The sequence below is a fragment of the Bacillus sp. FSL K6-1218 genome, from assembly GCF_038006445.1.
GTDB lineage: Bacteria > Bacillota > Bacilli > Bacillales > Bacillaceae_G > Bacillus_A > Bacillus_A thuringiensis_S.
Map to the genome: position 1 here is coordinate 699,010 of NZ_JBBOVE010000001.1, position 21,623 is coordinate 720,632.

Here is a 21,623-nt window from a genome sequence, read left to right on the forward strand (position 1 = left end):
AGAAGACTCCCCCTTGTAGAGTGAACGATATTTGAATGCGTTTACTAAATATTTAACTATTTCAAATTATAAAACATTTCTATCTGTTATGCTACAAAAATAATCATAATGAACTGTACTACATCTGTACTTGTCAGACTTAAACTTAAAATTCAAACTATTAGGGAATATATTGACTCTTCTTTTTATTGATTGTTAAGATTAAGTATTATATTTTCTCACATACTAGTAAGAAAAAGAATGTGTGATAATAATTCAGGTGTAGGAAGGGTACATAAGCATGTTTCAATTACAAAAATATAACACTTCTGTGAAGCAAGAGTTTTTAGCTGGCATCACAACTTTTTTTACATTTGCGTATATTCTTGTCATCAATCCAAAGATATTATCTGATGCAGGTGTACCATTTGACCAAGCGTTTACAGCAACAATTATTGCAACCGTTGTTGGAACAGTAGGTATGGCGATTTTTGCGAATTACCCGATTGTTATTGCTCCAGCTATGGGAATGAATGCATATTTTGCTTATTCTGTTGTACAGAAGGCAGAAGGGATTACATATGTAGTTGCCTTTTCAGCTGTATTTGTAACGGGAATTATTTTTCTTTTATTATCTTTTACTTCGTTTAGGCAAAAGTTAATTTTAGCAATTCCTGATAGTTTAAAGCATGCAATTGCAGGTGGAATTGGACTATTTATTGCTTTTATTGGATTGCGTCTTTCTGGAATTATCGTGGATCATCCGTCTAATTTAGTTACGATTGGTGATTTTCATTCTCCAGCTGTTATTTTAACTTTAATTGGTTTAATATTAGCGGCGGTATTAATGGCATTACGTGTGAGTGGTGCATTATTTATTAGTATGATTGTGACAGGAATTATCGCCTTCTTTACAGGGCAATTGAAGTTTGCTGATAAAATTGTGGCGATGCCTCATTTACCAGAGGGGATTATCGTTTCAAATCCAATCAACGCCTTTTCAGATGTCATTGAATATGGATTATATGGTGTTGTATTTTCATTTTTACTTGTACTGTTATTTGATACAACAGGTGCATTACTTGGTTTAATTAAACAAGCAGGTTTAATTACAGACAATACAGAGAAGCGTTTTGGTAAAGCGTTTATTGCAGATGCAATTGGTGGGACTACTGGTTCTATCTTTGGAACAAGCCCAACAGCAGCGACGATTGAATCGTCAGCAGGTATTGCTGCAGGTGGTAAAACTGGATTAACAGGGATTGTAGTTGTTGGTCTAACAATTATAACGGCATTTTTCAGTCCTGTTATTGCTTCTTTATCAAGTGTAGCCGCTATTACAGCTCCTTCATTAATTATAGTAGGTAGTTTAATGGCACAGAGTATTCGAGATATTAATTGGAATGAATTTGAAGATGCGTTACCAGCATTTTTGATTTTTATAGGTATTCCGTTAACATCTAGTATTGCAAATGGAATCGCAATTGGATTTTTAGTATATCCAGTCTTGAAAATTGTGAAGGGTAAAGGGATGGAAGTACATCCATTACTATACTTATTTGCATTCTTATTTGGATGTCATTTATTCTTATAATATAGATATATGAGAGGGCCTTCTTATGGGAGGCTCCTTTTTTGTGTATAATAAAGTGAAACTATAGGCAGTAGGGGGGATCCCCACTGTGTATTAGCCCGCACCAATTGGAATAAGGTGAAAACTTAATTAGTTTTGTAAAATATAAATTATTTAATGGAATATATATATATATTACAATAAAGGTAGAGGAGGAACATGAATGGCTGTAAGTAAAATAAAAGTCGCGCGTGTTCAGTTAGATTTAACACAGCAACAATTAGCAGAAAAAGTAGGCGTTACACGACAAACGATTAGTTTAATTGAGAAGGGGAAATACAATCCATCTTTAGATTTATGTTTGAAAATTTGTTATGCAGTAGATAAAACGTTGAATGATTTGTTTTGGGAGGAAAAGGAGTGATAGGATGAAAATCGTGAAAGATGAACGTTTAATGATTGAAGGGTTAAAACATATTAGATTAGCTTTCATCTTACAAAATATCGTCATACTAGCTATCGTCTTTTACCGCTATGTCTTGCAAGGGGCAGGATATGAAAGTGTTTCAGATTTATTAATGGTATTTATGGGCGGGATAATAATTATTAACTTTTTAAATCTGAAAAATTCAGTGGAAGTGTATGAGCACACAGGCGGAGTATCACGTAGCTATTTCATGAAATTATTATTAATTCCAGTAGGTATTATTATTGGGATATTAGCTGTTTGTATCATTGTAACACCAGATATCTCGATAAAAGAAATAAGTATAACAGCACTTATTATGGTTGCTTGTTTTTTAGTTCCTAGTTTATTTATCTACATATATATGAAAAAGATAAAAAGATATAAGAAAAGCTTTCCTGTATTGAGGAAAGCTTTTCTTATATCTTTTTATACAAAACTTTATGAAGGCCAATCGGTTCAATTTCAAAGATTTCACCATGCTCCTGAAAGTCTAATCGCTTGTAATAGTCAGTTACAGTAATACGGCCATTACACCATAGGATGTTTGCTTTCCGTTCTTTTAAAATTTGTTCTGCCTTCTGAATTAAGGAGCTTCCAGCTCTTTTGTTCCGAAAGTTAGGTAATGTTGCCATTCCTCGTAGTCTATAATGGATACCATTTTGTAAATCAGGATATGTTTCTTTTGAGAAGGAAGCGATGCTAATTAACTCATCGTTTATAAAGGCACCTAAGTGGAATGTGTCTTTTTCGTAGTCAGAAGAGTATTTACAGTCTGCTAGGGACTGATTGGGACGCAACACCGCTTGGCGTAATAAGTGTGTCTCGGATGCATCAATATACTGCACAGTAATCATATTATCATCCTTTCTTATAAACCCTTTTCTATAAGTTGTATAAAGAAGTATGCAGGTGCAGCGAGAAGGCCGAGTATACTAGCGATTCCGAGAAGGAGTGAAAGAAAAAGGCATGAGTATTTAACTCCATTTGATTTTTTCCAACCATAGCTGCAAATTTCAATGCTAACACCGATGAGAATAATGGCGACGAGTACTTCTGCTAATAATAAGAGAGCTAAAGTTACAATAGACATAATGTAATCCATCCTCATAATATGTGATAGTAACATTTTACCATATGAAAATTAAAAAATGCCCCTCAATTATGTGGGGGGCATTTTTTTTACTCTAATATGTTTTTTAGTGTATCGATATGTTCTTTCGAACCTGTTACAAGTAATGTATCACCGTGTTGTAGTCTTGTATCACCATGTGGTATTAATGCTTTATTACCGCGGTAGATTTGAATGACAAGTACATCACCTAAAAACGGGAGGCGGCGAAGTGCAATGCCGTTATATTTATTGCTGCGCAGTTCAACTTCGCGTACTGTTTCGTTTGCTGTTGTAATTAAGCGAACGAGACTCGGTTTATCAATAAGTGCACGTAATAAAATACGTGTAGAGTTAATTGTTGAGAATACAGCGATATGTTCTTGCGTTGCTTTTTCTTGTAGAAGTGGATCTTCTACACTTGCAATAACATGTTCAACACCTAGCTCTTTTGCATGTTCTGCCAATAATAAGTTTTGTTCATCATCGCTTGTTGCAACAACAACGCGGTCTGCGTTAAATGCTGTTTGTTCAGTTAATGATGCAATTGTGATGTCATCTAATTTTACGATAGGGAAGTCATGTGATTTCGCTTCCTCATCATTTATTTTATTTTGATGCATCATATAAAGTGTTACATCATAATCTTCTCGTTTTAAATCTAGTGATAACGGAAGGGTAATTCTGCTCGCGCCAATAATAGCTACTTTTGGTTTTGGTGTTTCTACTTTTGGGAACATTTTTTTAAACAATATAGGTGCAAAAATACAAGTAATAACTGCGCTTAAAATAAGAGAGGCAGATAAACTTGGACTGATAATCCCCAGTTTTTCACCAATTTGTGCAGCCGCAATAACTAAAGAAAGTGTCGATGTTAATAAAATTGCACTTCCAAGTACGATATTACGTGGATACCATTTTCTTAAGACGAGTGATGGTAAGAGTTTTGAAATAAAGAGTCCTACAATTAAGATTGGGATCATTAGCATGCTAGAAGGTTCTTTGAAAATAGACCATACCTCTAGATTTACACCAACCATTACGAAGAAAATAGGGATGAAGAAACCATAGCCGATGGAATCAAGTTTTTCAACCATATCTTCATTTGGTGATAATAACGATACAAGTACACCTGCTAAGAAGGCACCTAAAATATTTTCTGCTCCAACAGATTCGGATAACCCTACTAATATTAAAATGAGTGCAAAAACAGCTCGTGTATCAATTTGTACATTACCAGCCTTTAGGCTATCTAAGTATGGAATGTTTTTAAAGCGTTTTGCAATAAAGTAAATGATAATACCGGCACCGAATAGAAGAAGTAAGAGCCACATACTTTGGCCGCTTTCGGAATTTAATCCGACGAAAACAGCGAGTAAAATCATTGTAACTAAGTCTGCAATAACAGCAACTAATAAAATGATTTGTCCGATTGCAGTTTTTCCTAGGTTGTTCTCTTTTAATGTTGGTACAACAACACCTAAAGAAATAGTTGAAATAATTAAAGTCATGAACATTGCATTATCTACAAATCCTAGCCATACGAATAGTAATGATAGGGCATAAGATAAGATGAAAATAAATAGGAAGATAATGCTTGCTGCTTGAAATGTATTTGGTTCGTTTGTCGTATTTTTTTTCCCTTTTTGTTTAAAGATAGAAAAATCAATTTCTAAACCGCTTAAGAACATGAGGAAGATAAATCCTAATGTTGATAAAACTTGAAGCCACATATCTGGCTCAATAATATTAAACCCACTTTTACCTACAAAGATTCCTGCAATAATTTCTGCAACGACAACAGGAAGTGCTTTTAATTTAAAGCGTTGTAACAAAAGGGGAACGAAAAACGCGATTGCAACGACAACCATAAGTGATAGAACAGAAGTATGATGTTCCATTGCGTTCTCTCCCTTCAAATAAATATAGTACCTATTTAGCCATATAATAGGTAGAAAAGCAACGCATATGGATTCGATTTCATAAAGAAAGACTTTTCTTAACATTTGTCATAATAAGTATATTTTTCATGATTCTGTTGTTAATTCCGTAATGTGGATGTAATAGGGGAGAGAATAAAAAAAGACTGCTGAGGAATCTCAGCAGTCTTTCTCATGTACATTACATTGAGAAGAAGATCCATACAGTTAAACCAACTGTTGCAGTTGCAACGAAGAAACTGTATATCATTGTAAGAATTTGAACTCTTCCTTCTCCTTCTTTTAAATGCATGAACATAATTAATTGTAATAATGCTTGCGCAACAGCCATTATGATAATAGTTGTTAAGACTGTTGAAAGTGGCAATGTTGTGTAAAGTGCCACGTATAACGCTAGAAACGTTAATGCAAGCGATAAAATAAATCCGAAAACGTGTGACCAAGGGAATCCGCTATGCGCATGCCCGTTTGCTTGATTGTTGTTTTGAGCCATTTACGCCACCATCCCGTTCAAGTAAACTAGTGTGTAAATAAAGACCCAAACTAGATCAAGGAAATGCCAGTATAAGCTGATAATGAATACTTTACGAGCTGTAACTGGTGTTAAACCTCGTTTTAAAATTTGGATAATAACACAAGTTGCCCAAATGATACCGCCTGTTACGTGGGCTCCGTGGGTTCCAAGAAGAACGAAGAATGCAGATAGGAAAGCACTTGTTTGAATTGTTGCGCCTTCACCGATGTACATAATGAACTCTTCGATTTCAAAGAATAGGAAACCTGCACCTAAAAGTAATGTAAGGATGAACCATCCAAGCATTGCTTTTTGGTTGTGCTTACGCATTTCGTGAATTACGATACCACATGTGAAACTACTTGTTAAAAGTAGTAATGTTTGAATTAAAAGCGTTTTAAGTTCAAACAGTTGCGCTGGAGTTGGGCCATCTGCCGTACGACCAGCAAGGACTAGATAAGAGGCGAAAAGTGTTGCGAACAGCATAATTTCAGCCCCAAGAAAAATCCAGAATCCTAGGATATTCAATCTGCTTTGTTCGGATTGATATTCCAAAGGTAAGCTTTTATCTAAAGCCGCCATGTCATTTCACCTCTCATGCTATATGTTCTGTTTCTTTAATTTCATCAACACTTACGTAGTAACCATCGTCATAATCGAATGAACGATAGATTAAGCAAGCTAAAATACCAATACCACCGATTGCTGCAAGCCAGAACCAGCTAAATACTAATGCGAAACCTGCAAGACCGAAGAATAAAGACGCAATAATAGGCACACCAGAGTTACTTGGCATGTGAATTGGTTTGATATCTTCTGCTGCTGGTGTAACTGTTTCTCCGCGTTTTTTCATGTACCAGAAAGCATCAGCTTCTTTAATTTCAGGAAGCTTCGCGAAGTTGTAATGTTGTACAGGAGATTGAGTTGCCCATTCAAGTGTACGACCATCCCATGGATCTCCAGTTGTGTCACGTTCACCATGACGTGCACTCCAAATTACGTTGTAGCAAAGAAGTAGGAAGCCAATACCCATCATTACCGCACCAACAGATGCGATTTGGTTTAGCCATCCCCATCCAAGACTTTCAGAGTAAGTGTACATACGACGAGTCATACCGTCTAAACCTAAGAAGTACATTGGGAAGAAACAGATGTTAAATCCGCTCATAAAGATCCAGAATGTCCATTTACCTAGGCGTTCATTTAACATATGACCAGTCATTTTTGGATACCAGAATGTGAATCCAGCAAGCATAGCGAATACTGTACCTGCGATTAATACGTAGTGGAAGTGAGCAATTAGGAAGTAGCTGTTATGGTATTGATAATCAGCTGCTGCCATTCCAAGCATAACCCCTGTAACCCCACCGACTACGAAGTTTGGAATAAATGCCAATGACCAAAGCATTGGAACTGTAAAACGAATACGTCCTTTATACAGTGTAAACAACCAGTTAAAGATCTTAACCCCGGTTGGAATCGAAATCGCCATTGTCGAAATCGAGAAGAATGAGTTAACCGCTGGACCTGCACCCATCGTGAAGAAGTGGTGAAGCCATACGACGAAACTTAGTAAAGAAATTGCAACCATTGAGTATACCATCGCACTGTAACCGAATAGACGCTTACGTGAGAATGTACTAATGATTTCAGAGAAAATACCGAATGCCGGTAAAATAACGATATATACTTCAGGGTGACCCCATACCCAGAACAGGTTGGCCCATAACATCGGCATACCGCCGCTCGCCATCGTAAAGAAGTGAGCATCGAATAGACGGTCAAATGTCATTAATGCAAGAGCAACTGTTAATACTGGGAAAGCGAAAATAATGATAATTGTTGTAATTAAGATTGACCAAGTAAACATTGGCATTCTCATTAAAGTCATACCAGGTGTACGCATTTTTAAGATAGTAACAAGGAAGTTAATACCGGTCATTAGCGTACCGAGACCTGAAATCTGTAATGCAATTGCGTAGTAGTTATTTCCTACGCCCGAAGTAAACTCTGTACCTGCCATTGGGAAGTAAGAAGTCCACCCAGCGTCTGGAGAACCACCGATTACGAAAGCGATGTTGAATAACATTGCTCCGACAAAGAATAACCAGAAACTTAAAGCATTTAAGAACGGATATGCAACGTCACGAGCACCAATTTGTAATGGTACTACAAGGTTCATTAATCCCATAACGAATGGCATTGCCATGAAAAGAATCATTACTGTACCATGCGTTGTAAAGATCCCGTTATAGTGTTCAGCGTTTAAATAAGTTGTTTCTGGGAATGTTAATTGTGCACGGATCATTAAACCATCCATACCACCGCGGAATAACATGATAACCGCAGAAATAATATACATGGCTCCGATTTTTTTATGGTCAACAGTTGTTAACCATTCGTCCCAAAGCCATTTCCATTTTTTATACTTTGTTAGTACGAAAATGATTGCTAATGTCACAAGAACGATAGAAGCGTCTGCACCGTAAATAATCGGGTCACCTGTGACAAAGAATTCATCAAGCTTCACTGTGTTCACTCCAATCTGTTGGAATAATAGCTATTATTTTTTGTTTTTGTAGTAGTTGTAATCACAATATTCAAGTGATTTTGGATCTACATAACTTAAGTGGTGACTAGAGAACGTCATGCGTCCAACTACACCAGGTTTAATAATTTCGTTGTACTTCTCTTCGGTTAACTTATCAGCCTTTTCTTGTACTTCTTTAACCCACTTGTCATATTTCTCTTTAGTTTTTGCTTCAACTTCGAACTCCATGTGTGTGAATCCTTCACCAGAGAAGTTCGCACTACGGCCTAGGTAAGAACCTGGCTTATCAGCTTGTAAATAAAGATCCATAATCATGCCATCCATTGTGTACTTCATACCACCAAGTTCTGGTACCCAGAAAGCATTCATTGGGCCGACAGAAGTCAGTTTGAATTGAATTGGTACACCAGCTGGGATATTTAAATAGTTAACGGTTTCAATTTTTTCCTCTGGGTAACTGAATAACCATTTCCAGTTTGCAGATGTAACATAAATTTCAACTGGTTTAATATGTTTGGACTCTTTCGGAACCTCTTCCGAAGCATAAGTTGCTTTTACTGTTGGAATCGATAATGCGATAACGATAATAACAGGAACAAGCGTCCAAATAATTTCTAGTAATGTGTTACCGTGTTGTTCAGGTGGCTCATAGTCCATATTCTCTGGTTTTTCACGATAACGAATCAAGATGACTGTAAACAGAATGAATACAATTGCGATAATTAATGACATAAGCAAGAATGACCAAACAATTAAATCATACTGTGCTTTTGCAACAGGTCCTTGCGGATTTAATACTGCGAGTTTTTTATCACAGCCACCGAGGAACAGAAGTAATGATAACGGAAGAAGCGAAGCCAACTTCCAAAACGCTTTCTTTAGTTGCACGATTGAAAATCTCCTTTCTCCTTGGATTGAAACTATGCCAATAAAACAATATAAACCTATTAATTTATAGAAGGCAATAGTTTTTGATATATTGTTAAAAAATAGACACAAATGCACACTTTTTAAGGTGAATATCATTTGTAACTTGATTACATTGTAAACTATTTTCCAGAGAAAAACGTGATTGTGAAAATTTTAAGATAAATAAAGTTATACCAGGATATCCAAGAAATAGAAAAAAGCTATCTTATTATAAGGAAGATAGCTGAATATTTTGTATATTTAGTTTATTTCTCGTGTGATAGTTCGTGGCTGTTCAAGTGTGACAACTTTTTTATATTTAACTTGGTATAAGATGTAACAAACAATCATAAATGGAATGCCACAATAAAGAGCAATTCTTTGATCTGGAATGAAAGCCAAACTAACAAATGTAATAAAATTGAGTGAGAACGCTACGATTGGAACTAGCGGATAGAGCGGTGTACGATATTTTAAATCATTTATGTCGCCGCCATTTTTCACGAAATTTCTACGAAAGAAAAACTGTGAAGCGGCGATTGACATCCAAACGACAACGGCAGCCATTGCTGCAATAGATGTTAAAACTAGAAAGACAGTATCTGCCGCAAATACACTTGTTAATAAGGAAAGGCTAGCAAAAATTAGACTGAAAATTAATGCATTTAGCGGTACACCTTTTTTAGTTAATTTCGTAAATGCTGGACTTGCCATTCCTTGTTTTGCCATCGCCCACAGCATACGAGAATTTGCGTATAGACCAGAGTTAGCAACGGATAATACAGCTGTAATAATAACAAAGTTCATAATGTCTGCTGCATATGGGACACCGGCTACATCAAATACAAGTACAAAGGGACTTTCGACTAGATTAGCCTCTTGCCATGGGAGTAAACCTACAACAACTGATATCGCTAAGACGAAGAAGAAGAGAGTTCGCCAAATTGTATTTTTGATCGCTTTTGGAATTGTTTTTTCAGGATTTTCACTTTCTCCTGAAGCGATTCCGATTAATTCTGTTCCTTGGAAGGAGTAATTTACTGTAATCATCGTAAGGAGAACAGCTAATGCACCGTTTGGAAATAGCCCGCCATTTTCAGTGAAATTATGAAGCATCGGAGCTGGCTTTCCATTAAAGTCTAGTAGACCGAACATAACAGCGCCACCAAGTATGATGAAAATAACGATTGTTGCGACTTTTACACTTGCGAACCAAAACTCTGCTTCTGCATATGCTTTTGCTGATAAAGCGTTTACGAGGAAGAGCGCTGCTGCAAATGTAACGCACCAAATCCATGAAGAAACGTTTGGAAACCAGCGTTTCATTAAAATACTTACAGTTGTTAACTCTACACCGACTGTAACAGCCCAATTTAACCAATACATCCAACCGACAACAAATCCAAAACCAGGTGAAATGAATTTGCTTGCATAGCTTTGGAATGAACCTGCTTCTGGCATAGCAACAGATAATTCACCAAGACATAACATCGTTAAATACATAACAAATCCACCGACTAAAAATGCAAGAATAGCGCCACCAGGTCCGGCATTATGGACGATTTGACCAGATCCCATAAATAGCCCGGTTCCGATAACACCACCGAGTGCAATCATAAATAGGTGTCTACTTTTCATTGTTCGTTTTAAATTTGTTTGTTCAATTTGTTGATTCATATGCCCCTCACCCCGTATCTTCTTGAATGTGTGAACTTCGTTTTATTCTGAGTTTTTAATCATTAGTGGGGGATGCAACACACACTCGGTTTATTTGCTATGAAATGAATGGAGCATGTAAAAAACGAACTATGACTAAATACTCTAAGAATGTTTGTTAACATGGTGATATCTTCACCATGTTAACAATTTTGATTTTAGCAAAATATTCTGGAAATGTATATTTATTTTTCTTTTTATTAAAAATAATTAGAATTTTTACAATTAATTCTATGAGCGATAATTCACATGATCTTTCTAGCAAACTAGTAAGAAGAAGGGTACAATGATAAGAGTTGTGTCTGTAAAATAATAATTAATGGAGTTTTGTTTATAATGAAAAAGTTAAAATATCTTTTTGTTTTTGGTATTATACTTGCTGCTGCATTTTTTATAGGGAAAGATAAAATCATGCAAAAGGCGCAAGTTCTACGCTTAGAGTTTCTATCTGAAATGAAAGAAGCAGCTATGATTGAAGATGTTCCGTTTATTAAACAATTACCAGAATTACCTCGAGGATGTGAAGTGACAAGTTTAGCTATGTTGCTGCAATATAAAGGTGTACAAGTAGATAAGATGCAACTTGCTAGCGAAATTCATCGTGTTCCATTTGAACAAAATGGTTTGCGTGGAAATCCTTACGAGGGATTTGTAGGAAATATTTATACAAAGGCAGAGCCTGGATATGGTGTATACAATAAACCAATCTTTGATTTAGCAGAAAAATATGTTCCTGAAAAAGTAATTAATTTAACAGGTAGAGACATGCAAGATATATATAAAGTAATTAGTTCTGGCTCTCCGGTATGGGTCATTATTAATACGACGTTTAAGCCGCTAGCTGAAAGTAGTTTTGAAACATGGAATACGAGTTCAGGCGAAGTGAAAATTACATATTATGAGCATAGTGCAGTAGTAATTGGATATGATCAAAACTTTGTATATGTAAATGATCCTCTGAAAAATAATCCACGTTTGGCTGTTCCACGAGCAGAATTTGAGAAAGCTTGGGAGCAAATGGGAAAACAAGCGATTACTATTTTATAATAAAGAAAAAGTCATCTTGTGGATGGCTTTTTCTTTTTGGTTTATCGTAATTGAAAATTCAGAAGATTCTTTTAAATTTTAACAATTCACGTTATAATAACATTTAACTTGGTGAAGAAGGAGTGAAGGGTTATGGATGTTGCAAAGGAACTTGTTTTGTCAAAGAATCAGTTAGTTGAGTGGAGAAGGCATTTTCATAAGTATCCAGAGTTATCTTTTCAAGAAGAAAAAACATCGCAGTTTGTGTTCGATATACTTCGGAAATTTCCATATTTAGAAGTGTCACGGCCGACTAAATATAGTGTGATGGCAAAGTTAGTAGGTAAACAGCCGGGCAAAACAGTTGCGGTTCGAGCCGATATGGATGCTCTTCCTATTCATGAAGAAAATGAGTTTGATTTTATTTCTACATATAAAGGTGTGATGCATGCGTGTGGTCATGATGGACATATAGCGATATTACTTGGGGTTGTACATAAGTTAGTAGAAGCAAGAGAGAAGATTAAAGGGGAGATTCGTTTTCTATTCCAACATGCTGAAGAAAATTTTCCTGGTGGTGCAGAGGAGATGATTGCGGCAGGTGTAATGGAAGGTGTGGATTATATCATTGGTGCTCACCTTTGGGCGTCGTTAGAGGTTGGAAAAATAGGCGTTATTTATGGTCCTGCAATGGCTGCGCCGGATGTTTTTAAAATTAGGATAGAGGGAAAAGGTGGACATGCTGGAATCCCTCATGAAACGGTGGATAGTATCGCAATCGGAACACAAGTCGTTTCGCAACTTCAGCAAATTGTATCTCGCCTCACGAATCCATTAGATTCTCTCGTAATATCCGTTACGCAATTTCATGCGGGGACAACTCATAATGTAATACCAGAGCAAGCGGAGATTGAAGGGACAGTGAGAAGTTTAAGACATGAGTTACGAGGTGAAACAGAGAAGAAAATTGAGCGGATTGTGAAGCATATTACGGAATCTTACGGAGCGAAATATACGTTTTCTTATGAATATGGATATCGACCAGTTGTAAATAATTATGAAGTTACAGAGCTTATTGAACAAACGGCATTACAACTTTATGGAAGAGATAGAGTTATTCGTTTGCAGCCGACGATGGCTGGAGAAGATTTTTCAGCGTTTTTACAAAAGGCACCAGGGACATTCTTTTTTATCGGAGCGGGAAATAAAGAGAAAGGTATTATATATCCTCATCATCATCCTCGTTTTACAATTGATGAAGATGCATTACCGATTGGAGTGGAAGTCTTTGTATCAGCCATTATGAATTTTATAAGTAAAGGAGAATGAGATGAAGAAAATACACATCCTAGCGCTTATTCCAGTTCTTTGTTTAGTAGTCGGGCCAATATTTGCGAATTCAGTTACTCCTTACGTATTAGGGATGCCATTTTTATTATTTTGGGTATTATTATCAGTGTTTATTACATCTCTTTGTATGGGGCTCGTGTACGCGTTTGATCCTGCTAATAAGGAGGATGTAAAATGACTGCATTACTTATCATTATTTTATTTTTGTTTCTCGCACTATTTTTAGGGATTCGGGCACAACATGGAAAAGATATGAATTTAGAGCAATGGTCAGTTGGGGGGAGAGGATTTGGCACTATTTTTGTTTTTCTCCTGATGGCAGGTGAAATTTATACGACGTTTACATTTTTAGGGGGAAGCGGCTGGGCGTATAGTAAAGGAGCACCTACCTTTTATATTTTGGGATATGGTGCTTTAGCTTATCTTTTATCGTATTTTTTATTACCACCAATTTGGAAGTATGCGAAAGAGCATAACCTTGTTTCGCAGTCGGATTTTTTTGCGAAGAAATATAGAAGTAAAGCGCTTGGACTTATTGTTTCAGTTGTTGGTGTTGTTTCCATCATCCCATATCTTGTTTTACAGTTAAAGGGACTGGGAATTATCGTTTCAGAAGCTTCTTACGGAAGGGTGTCACCTGTTGTTGCAGTATGGATCGGTGCTATTGTTATAACTATATATGTAATGGTTTCAGGTATACACGGTTCGGCTTGGACGGCTGCTTTGAAGGATATTATGATACTGTTTATCGTTATGTTTTTAGGTATATATTTACCGTATCATTATTATGGAGGATTTCAGCCGATGTTTGAGGCTGTAGAAGCAGCGAAGCCGGGATTTTTATCTTTACCTGAAGAAGGAATGAGTATTTCTTGGTTTGTTTCTACTATTATATTAACGGCCCTAGGTTTTTATATGTGGCCTCATACACTTGCTTCTGCTTTTTCTGCAAAAAATGAAAAAGTATTTCGTAAAAATGCAGCAATTATGCCATTGTATTCTTTAGTGTTACTTTTCGTATTTTTTGCAGGGTTTGCTGCTATATTGCAAGTTCCTGGGTTAAAGGGAGCGGATGTGGATCTTTCGTTATTCCGTCTTGCTTTACAAACTTTTGATCCTTGGTTTATTGGAATTATTGGTAGTGCGGGAGTATTAACGGCGTTAGTTCCAGGCTCTATGCTTGTTATGGCGGCTTCTACACTGTTAGCGAAAAATATTTATCGAACGATGGTTCCATCTGCTTCAGATAGACAAGTTGCTAAAGCTGCAAAGTTATTTGTACCTGTAGTAACGCTCGTAGCAGTTTTATTTACATTTAAAGGAGGAGAAACAATAGGAGCCCTTCTGTTAATGGGATACAGTATCGTTACACAACTTTTCCCTGCACTTGTTTGTAGTTTGTTTCCACGCCAGGTTATTACGAAGCAAGGAGCGATTGCAGGAATGGGAATGGGGTTATTAGTTGTTGCATATATCACTTTATCGGGCTCTAATATAGCTACGATGTTTCCGAGTTTTCCGCAGTCTATAAAAGATTTAAATGTAGGTATAGTCGCATTGTTAATTAATATGATTGTGATGTTTGTAGTTAGTGGATTTACAAAAAGTGTATCTATAAAGAAAAACAGCATAATAGTAGAAAAGTAATTCGTTTATTAGAGCTATCTTTGAAAAGAGATAGCTCTTTTTTGTATATATTTTCTTCTATTAGCGGAATCTAACTAAAAACTTGTTGAAAAGGAAGTTAGGTGGGGAAATTGTTAGAGCTTGAAGGTAACTTATTTGAAGTCATGAAAGAAATTAGGGATGAGTTAGGTTCACCTAATGATTTAACAATTAGAGAAGTTGCTCTTGCTGGGAGGTTTACACGTTGTGCGGTTGTGTTTTTATGTGGATTAACAGACAAGGATAATGTTTATAAATATGTCGTTCGTACGCTGCAATACGAAGAAATTCCAAGTGAGGAAGCCGTTGTTCAAACGTTATTGGATCGTTTTATTTCTATCGCAGAAGTGGGTGTAAAGACGAAGTTTCCAGACATTATGAATGCGATTTTAGCGGGAGATACAGTTATATTAATTGATAATATTCAAACTGCTATCGTTATTAATAGTAGGGCTTGGGAGAAGAGAAGTTTAGAACCACCAGTGACAGAAGATTTAATACGCGGACCGAGAGTTGGATTAAATGAAGATATTAATGTGAATAAAATGTTAATCCGACGTAGTTTACGTGATCCAAAGTTGAGGTTCCAATCTTATATTATGGGGAAGCGATCGCAGAAAGAAGTAACCCTAGTATATATAGAAGATATTATTAATCCTCACATTGTAAAAGAGTTAGATCGCCGTCTTCAATCAATAGTGACAGATGTCGTTTTGGAAACAGGTACGATTGAACAATTAATTCAGGATAATAATTTATCCCCATTTCCACAGTTTTTGAATACAGAGAGGCCTGATAATATTATAGCCTCATTAGCGAAAGGAAAGGCAGCCATTTTGGTAGACGGATCCCCATTTGCTCTTATTGCGCCACTCGTATTTGTTGATATTTTTCAATCTGTAGAAGATCATTACGAGCGCTGGGTGATTGGAACGTTATTACGATTTTTACGTATGGGTTCAGGTATAATTGCGGTTTTGTTACCAGCTATGTATGTAGCACTTGTATCTTACCATCAAGGGCTTATTCCTTCTAAACTGGCTTATTCAATTGCAGGTGCTAGGGAAGGTGTTCCGTTTCCAGCGTATATTGAAACGTTAATGATGGCCTTGACTATGGAATTAATACGAGAAGCTGGAATCCGATTGCCGAAACCGATGGGACAAACGATAGGGATTGTAGGAGGTCTTGTAATTGGAGAAGCTGCGGTAAATGCAGGGATTGTAAATCCATTTTTAGTTATTATTATTGCAGTTACTGCGATTGCTACGTTTTCGCTTCCTGTATATAGCATTACAATTACGTTCCGAATTTTACTTTTCGTCTTTGTATTAGCTGCAACGGCTTTTGGTTTGTATGGGATTATTCTAGCTCTGATCGCACTTGCTATTCATATTACAAATTTAACAAGCGTTGGTATACCGTATACAACTCCAATTGCTCCTGCATTTTATAAAGATTGGAAAGAAGAATTTATTCGCATGCCAAAATCGATGTTGAAAGATAGACCAGAGTACTTACAAACAAAAGATTCTACAATACGTCCAAAGGAGCGAAAATAATTGAAACCATTTGAGTATGGCGATGAAGAGATTGGATCTCGGGAAATTGGGTTTGCGGTATCATCGACCATTATTGGTATAGGAGCATTGTCTATGCCAAGAGATATTGCTAACCAAACTTTATTTTCGGACGGTTGGATTATTTTGCTTTTGGGTGGATTGATCTGTACAGTTTTAGGTTGGTTTGTGACGAGGGTGGCAATCTTATTTCCGAAACAAAATTTTGTTCAATATACGAGTGCGCATTTGACGAAGCCTGTTGCATACACAATTAGTAGTATTTTAGTATTAACGTTTGCTGCTTTGACAGCATATGAATCGCGAATGATTTCAATTATTTCTCAAACGTATTTATTTAGTGATACACCAATACAACTACTGTCTTTCTTCTTCTTACTAGTTGTTATTTATGGAATAGCAGGATCAAGAGCAGCCTTATTAAGGTTAAATGTTTTATTCTTACCTATTGTTTTAATTGCGATAGTACTTCTTTCTTTATTGAATATAAATTTAATGGAAATAAATAATTTACTACCAGCTTTTCAAACGAAAGTAAGTCAATATGCTGTTGGAGTTAAAAATTCTATTTTTACGTTTATTGGATTTGAAGTAGCTTTATTTTATGCGGTGTTGCTGAATGATAAGTCAGCGAAAAAAGCGCCAATGGCAGTCGCGAAAGCGGTGATGGTAAACGTGTTGTCATACATTTTAATTTATGTAACTTGTATTAGTGTTTTTACGTATATGACCACACGTGGATTGACATATCCAACAATTGAATTAGGGAAAGAAATTGAAATTGGCGGAGGGTTTTTAGAAAGGTTTGATGCGATTTTTTTTACGACTTGGATTATTACTATTTATAACACTACAGCAATGTATTATGACGTCGCATCTTTATTGTTTTGTGCTATGTTTCCGAAAGTGAAGAAACATATTTTTATTTTCGTAAGTGCCCCTATTATTTTTATGGCGAATATGATACCTAGTAGTTTGAATGCTTTATCGAGTTATGGGACTTATTTAGCTTGGATAGATATGGGGTTTGTTGTGTTAGCGCCTTTGCTCGTTTTAATTGTATATAAAATAAAAAGAAGGAATGGTGGAAATGAAACACCTTCTTAAAATTATAATGGTTATGACTTTAACTGGATTTATGAGTGGGTGTTCTGAGTTAGAAGAGATAGAAGAAAGAGGATTTGTAGTAGGAGCGGCTTATGATATCGTGAAGGAGAAGAAAGCGAATCCAATTATGAAAGGGACGTATCAAATGGTACTTCCTAGTAAGTTAGCGCAGCAAGGTGGACAAGGTGATGGAGATGGCGAAAATTATATTAATGTTAGTGCGAAAGCAGATAGTGTGTTTGAACAAATAAGAATAATCGCTAAAAAAATTAGTCGTACATTATTTTTCCCTCATATACAAGTGATTATTTTCTCTGAAGAATTACTTTCACATCCATACATTTTACAAAATACGTTAGATGTGTATATTCGCGATCATGAGATGAGAAGAAATATCCGTTTGTTCGTTTCTAAGAAAAATGCAGAAGCTATTTTAAAACAAAGTGCCAAGCCTGAAAATTTACCGGCGCAGTATATTGATATGTTAGCTGAACACCCTCCGAAAAATGCCCAAATGATTGAGGCTGCAAGAATTGGTGAGGTACAGGAAAAGATGATCTCTAACCGAAGTTTTGTATTACCTATTCTTGAACTAACAAAACAAGGGGTACAAATGAACGGTGCAGCATTGTTTCGCGGGAAAGATAATAAGTGCGTGGGGCGTTTGAGTGGAGAACAAACGTTAGGAATGAATTATATAATAGGTAAAAAAATTGGAGGTTTTTTTACCATCCGTAAAAAGAATCAACTTATTACATATGAAATTCATAAGTTACGTCGAAAAATTAAAGTATCCACAACGAATGCTACAAAACCGAAATTTAATATTCATTTATTTCTGGAAGGTACAATAGCTGAGTTGCACTTTAGTGATCATAAAAAGGTTTTGAATGAAAAACGTTTAGAGAAGGATATATCGGAAGAAATGGAGGAGCGTATTCAAAAGTCGATTAAGCTTGTTCAAAAAAAATATAAGGTAGATGTATTAGAGTTAGGGGAAGTGTATAAGAGACATAATTATAAAGAATGGACAAAAATAAGTAAGAATTGGGATCAAGGCGAAAATTACTTTAGTAATGCTGAAATTACTGTTCACGTTCATCCAACAATTGAACATTCAGGTTCAGCTTTACCGAAAAGAGTGAAATAAGGTGATGAAAGTTGTTTACTGGATTAGGAATTAGTTGCACGATATTAATGGCGGTGCTGCCGGGGGCTATATATTTCATTCATAAAAAACTCACAACGTATGGAGCGCAGCCGTGGAATACTGATGTACAAAAAAAGAAACCTGAATGATTTTCAGGTTTCTTTCGGGCAAAGCATATGTGAAGGGGGATGCCTTCTATGTATGCTTTGTTTTATACAAGCCCTAACCAATGTACCAATTGTGTAGAGAGGAATGTAACAACAATGGCGATAACGGTAGGGATTGCAAACGATAAGAATGTCCATTTTGCACTTTTTGTTTCTTTATATATGTTAACCAGTGTCGTTCCGCATGGGAAATGAAGAAGTGAGAACAACATTGTGTTTAACGCCGTTAACCAAGTCCAACCATTTTCTAAGAATAGATTTTTAATTTGATTAAAATCATCTATTTCAGTTAAAGCTCCGGTTGATAAGTAAGACATTAATAAAATCGGGATAACAATTTCATTCGCTGGTAGTCCAAGAATGAACGCAGCTAGAATAAAGCCGTCAAGTCCTAACATTTTAGCAAATGGATCTAGGAAGTTTACAAAATACATAAGTAGACTTGTGTCACCGATAAAAATGTTAGCAAGTAACCAAGTTAATGCAGCCGCAGGGGCAGCAACAACTACAGCTCGTTTTAAAACATAAACTGATTTATCGAGTGTTGCACGTACAATTGTATTCCAAACCTTTGGCTTACGGTACGGAGGTAACTCAAGTGTGTAGTGAGTTGGGACGCCTTTTAAAGCTGTTTTTGATAGTACCCAAGAAACAGTTAATGTCATAATAACACCAATTACAACCATTCCAACTACAACGCCAGCAGTAACCAATGTTTGCATACTGCCTGTATAACCAGCAGCCATAAATAGTGAAGCCATTAAAATTAACATAGGCCAGCGACCGTTACAAGGAACGAAGTTGTTCGTTAAAATTGCTAGCATGCGTTCACGTGGTGATTCAATGATACGTGTTGACATAATGGCTGCTGCATTACAACCAAATCCCATTGCCATTGTTAAAGATTGTTTTCCGTGTGCGCCGGATCGTTTGAATAAGCGGTCCATATTAAACGCGACACGTGGTAAGTATCCATAGTTTTCTAATAGCGCGAACATAGGGAAAAAGATTGCCATAGGTGGTAACATAACGCTAATAACAGCACCGATACCACGGAATAAACCAAGTATTAAAATGCCATGTAACCATTCAGGTGCATGCACTGCTTGGAACCAAGATGTTAAATATCCTTCGGCCCATCCGAAGAATTCGGCAATCATATCAGATGGTACGTTAGCGCCTGCGATTGTAAGATAAAAAATAATAGATAAAATACCGAGCATAATTGGGAATCCCCAGATTGGAGATGTGAAAATTTTATCTAGTTTTTCGGAACGATATAATTTATCAGTATTTGTATATTGAACGGATTCTTTACATATGCTTGCAGATGTTCGATAAATATCTCCGACTATATCATCTCGTATATCTTCTTTTGAAAGTGTTTGTGCATGTTGAATAATATAGTCTAATGGAAGAGCTTTACTGGCTGAGTGAGATTCCATTAATTACGACCTCCCTTACAAGTGGTTCATTATGGTGTTTTTGAAGTGTAGTTAAGAAATTTTTATCTCCATCCAATATACGTAACGCAATCCAACGTGCTGGATACGTATCACCGAACACTTTATAAATTTGTGGTTCTAATTCCTGAATCATATTTTCGATTTTTTCGCTGTAAGTAATTTTAATTGGTGTTGGAATTAGTTTTTTATTTGCTACTTTTGCAATAACATTTAGTAAATGACCAATGCCTACTCGGTTACGTGCTGAAATTTTAACTACAGGTACACCAAGTGATTTTGCTAATTTTTTTTCATCAATAACAATACCTTTTTTCTCGGCTTCATCAATTAAGTTAATGCAAATGACTACATTGTTTGTCATTTCCATCACTTGGAGTGCTAAATTTAAATTTCTTTCCATAGCAGTTGCGTCTATGACAACTACAGTTACTTCTGGTTTTTCAAATATAATATAATCCCTCGCCACTTCTTCGTCCGCAGAATTTGAGTATAGTGAGTAAGTTCCAGGTAAATCTATTAATGTATAAGTACTTCCGTTATGTTCATATTCTCCTTCAGCTTTTAAAACAGTTTTTCCCGTCCAATTTCCAGTATGTTGTTTTAAACCTGTCAAAGTATTAAATAATGTACTTTTCCCGGTATTCGGGTTGCCAGCTAAAGCAATACGATGTTTGCTCATCTGAAATCATCTCCTATTAATACCCCGAAAATAAGGGAACTTTCTTCTTTTCGCAGTGCAATAGTTGTGTTGCTCACTTGATAGGCGACCGGATCTCCAAGTGGACTGCGTTGCAATACTTTAATCGTTGCCCCAGGGATAAATCCTAAATCTAATAAACGTCGTTTCATAGTTCCTTCTAATTGTATCTTCTCAATTTGTACAAATTCCCCTGTTTTAAAATCGGAAAGGGGTTTAGTATTAGCCGATACCATAAAAGTTACCTCTTCTCTATATTGTTAGTTTTAGTTTAAAAAGTTTCCTTAGGTAAACTTTTTGTTAGTAATATAGTAGACTACATTGGATGATGCTGTCAATTAGTACTTTAAAAATATTCATTTAATTTTAGAATTGTTCCAATTTATTTAGTTGTACTAAAAAATATTACTGAAATTCTTTTTTATGTGCATAAATTAGGCGTGTAAAAGTTACAAAATACAGCGGAATTGTAAATATAACTTTAACTAAAAAGGAAAAAGAGAGAAAAACATTTACATTGAATTTACATTGTTAAGAATAAATTTACATTACAGCATAGTTAGTGTGGTTTTTGTTGGATTCTTTAACTGCAAATGTTGGGATTCATAGATTTTAAGGGTTATTATCGTCATTTACTTAAAATTAAAAATTGCTTA

General features: G+C 35.9%; 21 protein-coding genes and 1 pseudogene. 11 read left to right on the forward strand and 11 right to left on the reverse strand.

Annotated elements, in window-relative coordinates; all coding sequences use genetic code 11:
• Positions 1–280: 280 nt before the first annotated feature.
• From MHI26_RS03520 to MHI26_RS03530, 3 genes and pseudogenes are all read left to right on the forward strand, one after another.
• On the forward strand, positions 281–1,573 hold the full coding sequence (locus MHI26_RS03520) for an NCS2 family permease (RefSeq protein ID WP_061668135.1): 1,293 nt from the start codon (positions 281–283) through the stop codon (positions 1,571–1,573).
• 202 nt (positions 1,574–1,775) lie between these two features.
• A complete protein-coding gene (locus MHI26_RS03525) occupies positions 1,776–1,976 on the forward strand; it encodes a helix-turn-helix transcriptional regulator (protein ID WP_000301182.1) in 201 nt (66 codons plus the stop codon).
• Between the two features lie 4 nt (positions 1,977–1,980).
• A pseudogene (locus MHI26_RS03530) lies at positions 1,981–2,397 on the forward strand (hypothetical protein); the annotation flags it as partial.
• Between the two features lie 40 nt (positions 2,398–2,437).
• On the opposite strand, the gene MHI26_RS03535 reads toward MHI26_RS03530, so the two are convergent.
• The 8 genes from MHI26_RS03535 to MHI26_RS03570 form a co-directional block, all read right to left on the reverse strand.
• Positions 2,438–2,875 carry a GNAT family N-acetyltransferase gene (locus MHI26_RS03535; RefSeq protein WP_000633850.1) on the reverse strand — a complete coding sequence of 146 codons (438 nt, stop codon included), beginning with the start codon at positions 2,873–2,875 and terminating at the stop codon, positions 2,438–2,440.
• A 14-nt stretch (positions 2,876–2,889) separates the two neighbouring features.
• Entirely contained in the window at positions 2,890–3,147 is a 258-nt protein-coding gene (locus MHI26_RS03540) for a DUF4022 family protein (protein ID WP_141526903.1), read from the reverse strand.
• 53 nt (positions 3,148–3,200) lie between these two features.
• Complete coding sequence (locus MHI26_RS03545) at positions 3,201–5,030, reverse strand: monovalent cation:proton antiporter family protein (protein ID WP_061668137.1); 1,830 nt, start codon at positions 5,028–5,030, stop codon at positions 3,201–3,203.
• 220 nt (positions 5,031–5,250) lie between these two features.
• A complete protein-coding gene (qoxD, locus tag MHI26_RS03550) occupies positions 5,251–5,562 on the reverse strand; it encodes a cytochrome aa3 quinol oxidase subunit IV (protein WP_000068425.1) in 312 nt (103 codons plus the stop codon).
• Complete coding sequence (gene qoxC / locus MHI26_RS03555) at positions 5,563–6,165, reverse strand: cytochrome aa3 quinol oxidase subunit III (RefSeq protein WP_000729314.1); 603 nt, start codon at positions 6,163–6,165, stop codon at positions 5,563–5,565. It lies immediately after the preceding gene.
• A gap of 13 nt (positions 6,166–6,178) precedes the next feature.
• Entirely contained in the window at positions 6,179–8,113 is a 1,935-nt protein-coding gene (gene qoxB / locus MHI26_RS03560; protein ID WP_000762373.1) for a cytochrome aa3 quinol oxidase subunit I, read from the reverse strand.
• A 33-nt stretch (positions 8,114–8,146) separates the two neighbouring features.
• Complete coding sequence (locus MHI26_RS03565; RefSeq protein WP_001176164.1) at positions 8,147–9,022, reverse strand: cytochrome aa3 quinol oxidase subunit II; 876 nt, start codon at positions 9,020–9,022, stop codon at positions 8,147–8,149.
• A gap of 282 nt (positions 9,023–9,304) precedes the next feature.
• Entirely contained in the window at positions 9,305–10,720 is a 1,416-nt protein-coding gene (locus MHI26_RS03570) for an amino acid permease (RefSeq protein WP_001075769.1), read from the reverse strand.
• A 375-nt stretch (positions 10,721–11,095) separates the two neighbouring features.
• Here MHI26_RS03570 and MHI26_RS03575 point away from each other — a divergent pair, with 375 nt between their 5' ends.
• The 8 genes from MHI26_RS03575 to MHI26_RS03610 all read left to right on the forward strand — a co-directional run bounded on the left by MHI26_RS03575 (position 11,096) and on the right by MHI26_RS03610 (position 18,786).
• On the forward strand, positions 11,096–11,806 hold the full coding sequence (locus MHI26_RS03575; RefSeq protein ID WP_000734488.1) for a C39 family peptidase: 711 nt from the start codon (positions 11,096–11,098) through the stop codon (positions 11,804–11,806).
• A 132-nt stretch (positions 11,807–11,938) separates the two neighbouring features.
• Positions 11,939–13,114, forward strand: coding sequence for an amidohydrolase (locus MHI26_RS03580; protein ID WP_000382133.1), 1,176 nt, complete (start codon positions 11,939–11,941; stop codon positions 13,112–13,114).
• Between the two features lies 1 nt (position 13,115).
• The gene (locus tag MHI26_RS03585) at positions 13,116–13,313 is read left to right on the forward strand and encodes a DUF3311 domain-containing protein (protein ID WP_000719835.1); all 198 of its coding nucleotides are present in this window, start codon (positions 13,116–13,118) and stop codon (positions 13,311–13,313) included.
• On the forward strand, positions 13,310–14,782 hold the full coding sequence (locus MHI26_RS03590) for a sodium:solute symporter family protein (protein WP_061668138.1): 1,473 nt from the start codon (positions 13,310–13,312) through the stop codon (positions 14,780–14,782). The genes MHI26_RS03585 and MHI26_RS03590 overlap by 4 nt, the downstream gene beginning before the upstream one ends.
• 101 nt (positions 14,783–14,883) lie before the next feature.
• The gene (gene gerLA / locus MHI26_RS03595; RefSeq protein WP_003306323.1) at positions 14,884–16,362 is read left to right on the forward strand and encodes a spore germination protein GerLA; all 1,479 of its coding nucleotides are present in this window, start codon (positions 14,884–14,886) and stop codon (positions 16,360–16,362) included.
• Entirely contained in the window at positions 16,363–17,487 is a 1,125-nt protein-coding gene (gerLB, locus tag MHI26_RS03600; protein ID WP_000802019.1) for a spore germination protein GerLB, read from the forward strand.
• Positions 17,471–18,637, forward strand: a complete 1,167-nt coding sequence (gene gerLC, locus MHI26_RS03605; RefSeq protein WP_000681638.1) for a spore germination protein GerLC — start codon at positions 17,471–17,473, stop codon at positions 18,635–18,637. Before gerLB ends, gerLC begins: the two co-directional genes overlap by 17 nt.
• A gap of 11 nt (positions 18,638–18,648) precedes the next feature.
• Positions 18,649–18,786, forward strand: a complete 138-nt coding sequence (locus MHI26_RS03610; protein WP_000493991.1) for a hypothetical protein — start codon at positions 18,649–18,651, stop codon at positions 18,784–18,786.
• A gap of 62 nt (positions 18,787–18,848) precedes the next feature.
• Here the strand turns inward: MHI26_RS03610 and MHI26_RS03615 are convergent, their stop codons facing one another.
• From MHI26_RS03615 to MHI26_RS03625, 3 genes are read right to left on the reverse strand one after another with little or no spacing between them, the layout of a single operon-like run.
• On the reverse strand, positions 18,849–20,249 hold the full coding sequence (locus tag MHI26_RS03615) for a nucleoside recognition domain-containing protein (protein WP_000443607.1): 1,401 nt from the start codon (positions 20,247–20,249) through the stop codon (positions 18,849–18,851).
• Complete coding sequence (locus MHI26_RS03620) at positions 20,227–20,949, reverse strand: FeoB small GTPase domain-containing protein (protein WP_000033873.1); 723 nt, start codon at positions 20,947–20,949, stop codon at positions 20,227–20,229. The genes MHI26_RS03615 and MHI26_RS03620 overlap by 23 nt, the downstream gene beginning before the upstream one ends.
• Positions 20,946–21,203 (reverse strand): FeoA family protein, encoded by a 258-nt coding sequence (locus MHI26_RS03625; protein ID WP_000252988.1) that lies wholly within the window; start codon positions 21,201–21,203, stop codon positions 20,946–20,948. Before MHI26_RS03625 ends, MHI26_RS03620 begins: the two co-directional genes overlap by 4 nt.
• Between the last annotated feature and the right edge of the window lie 420 nt (positions 21,204–21,623).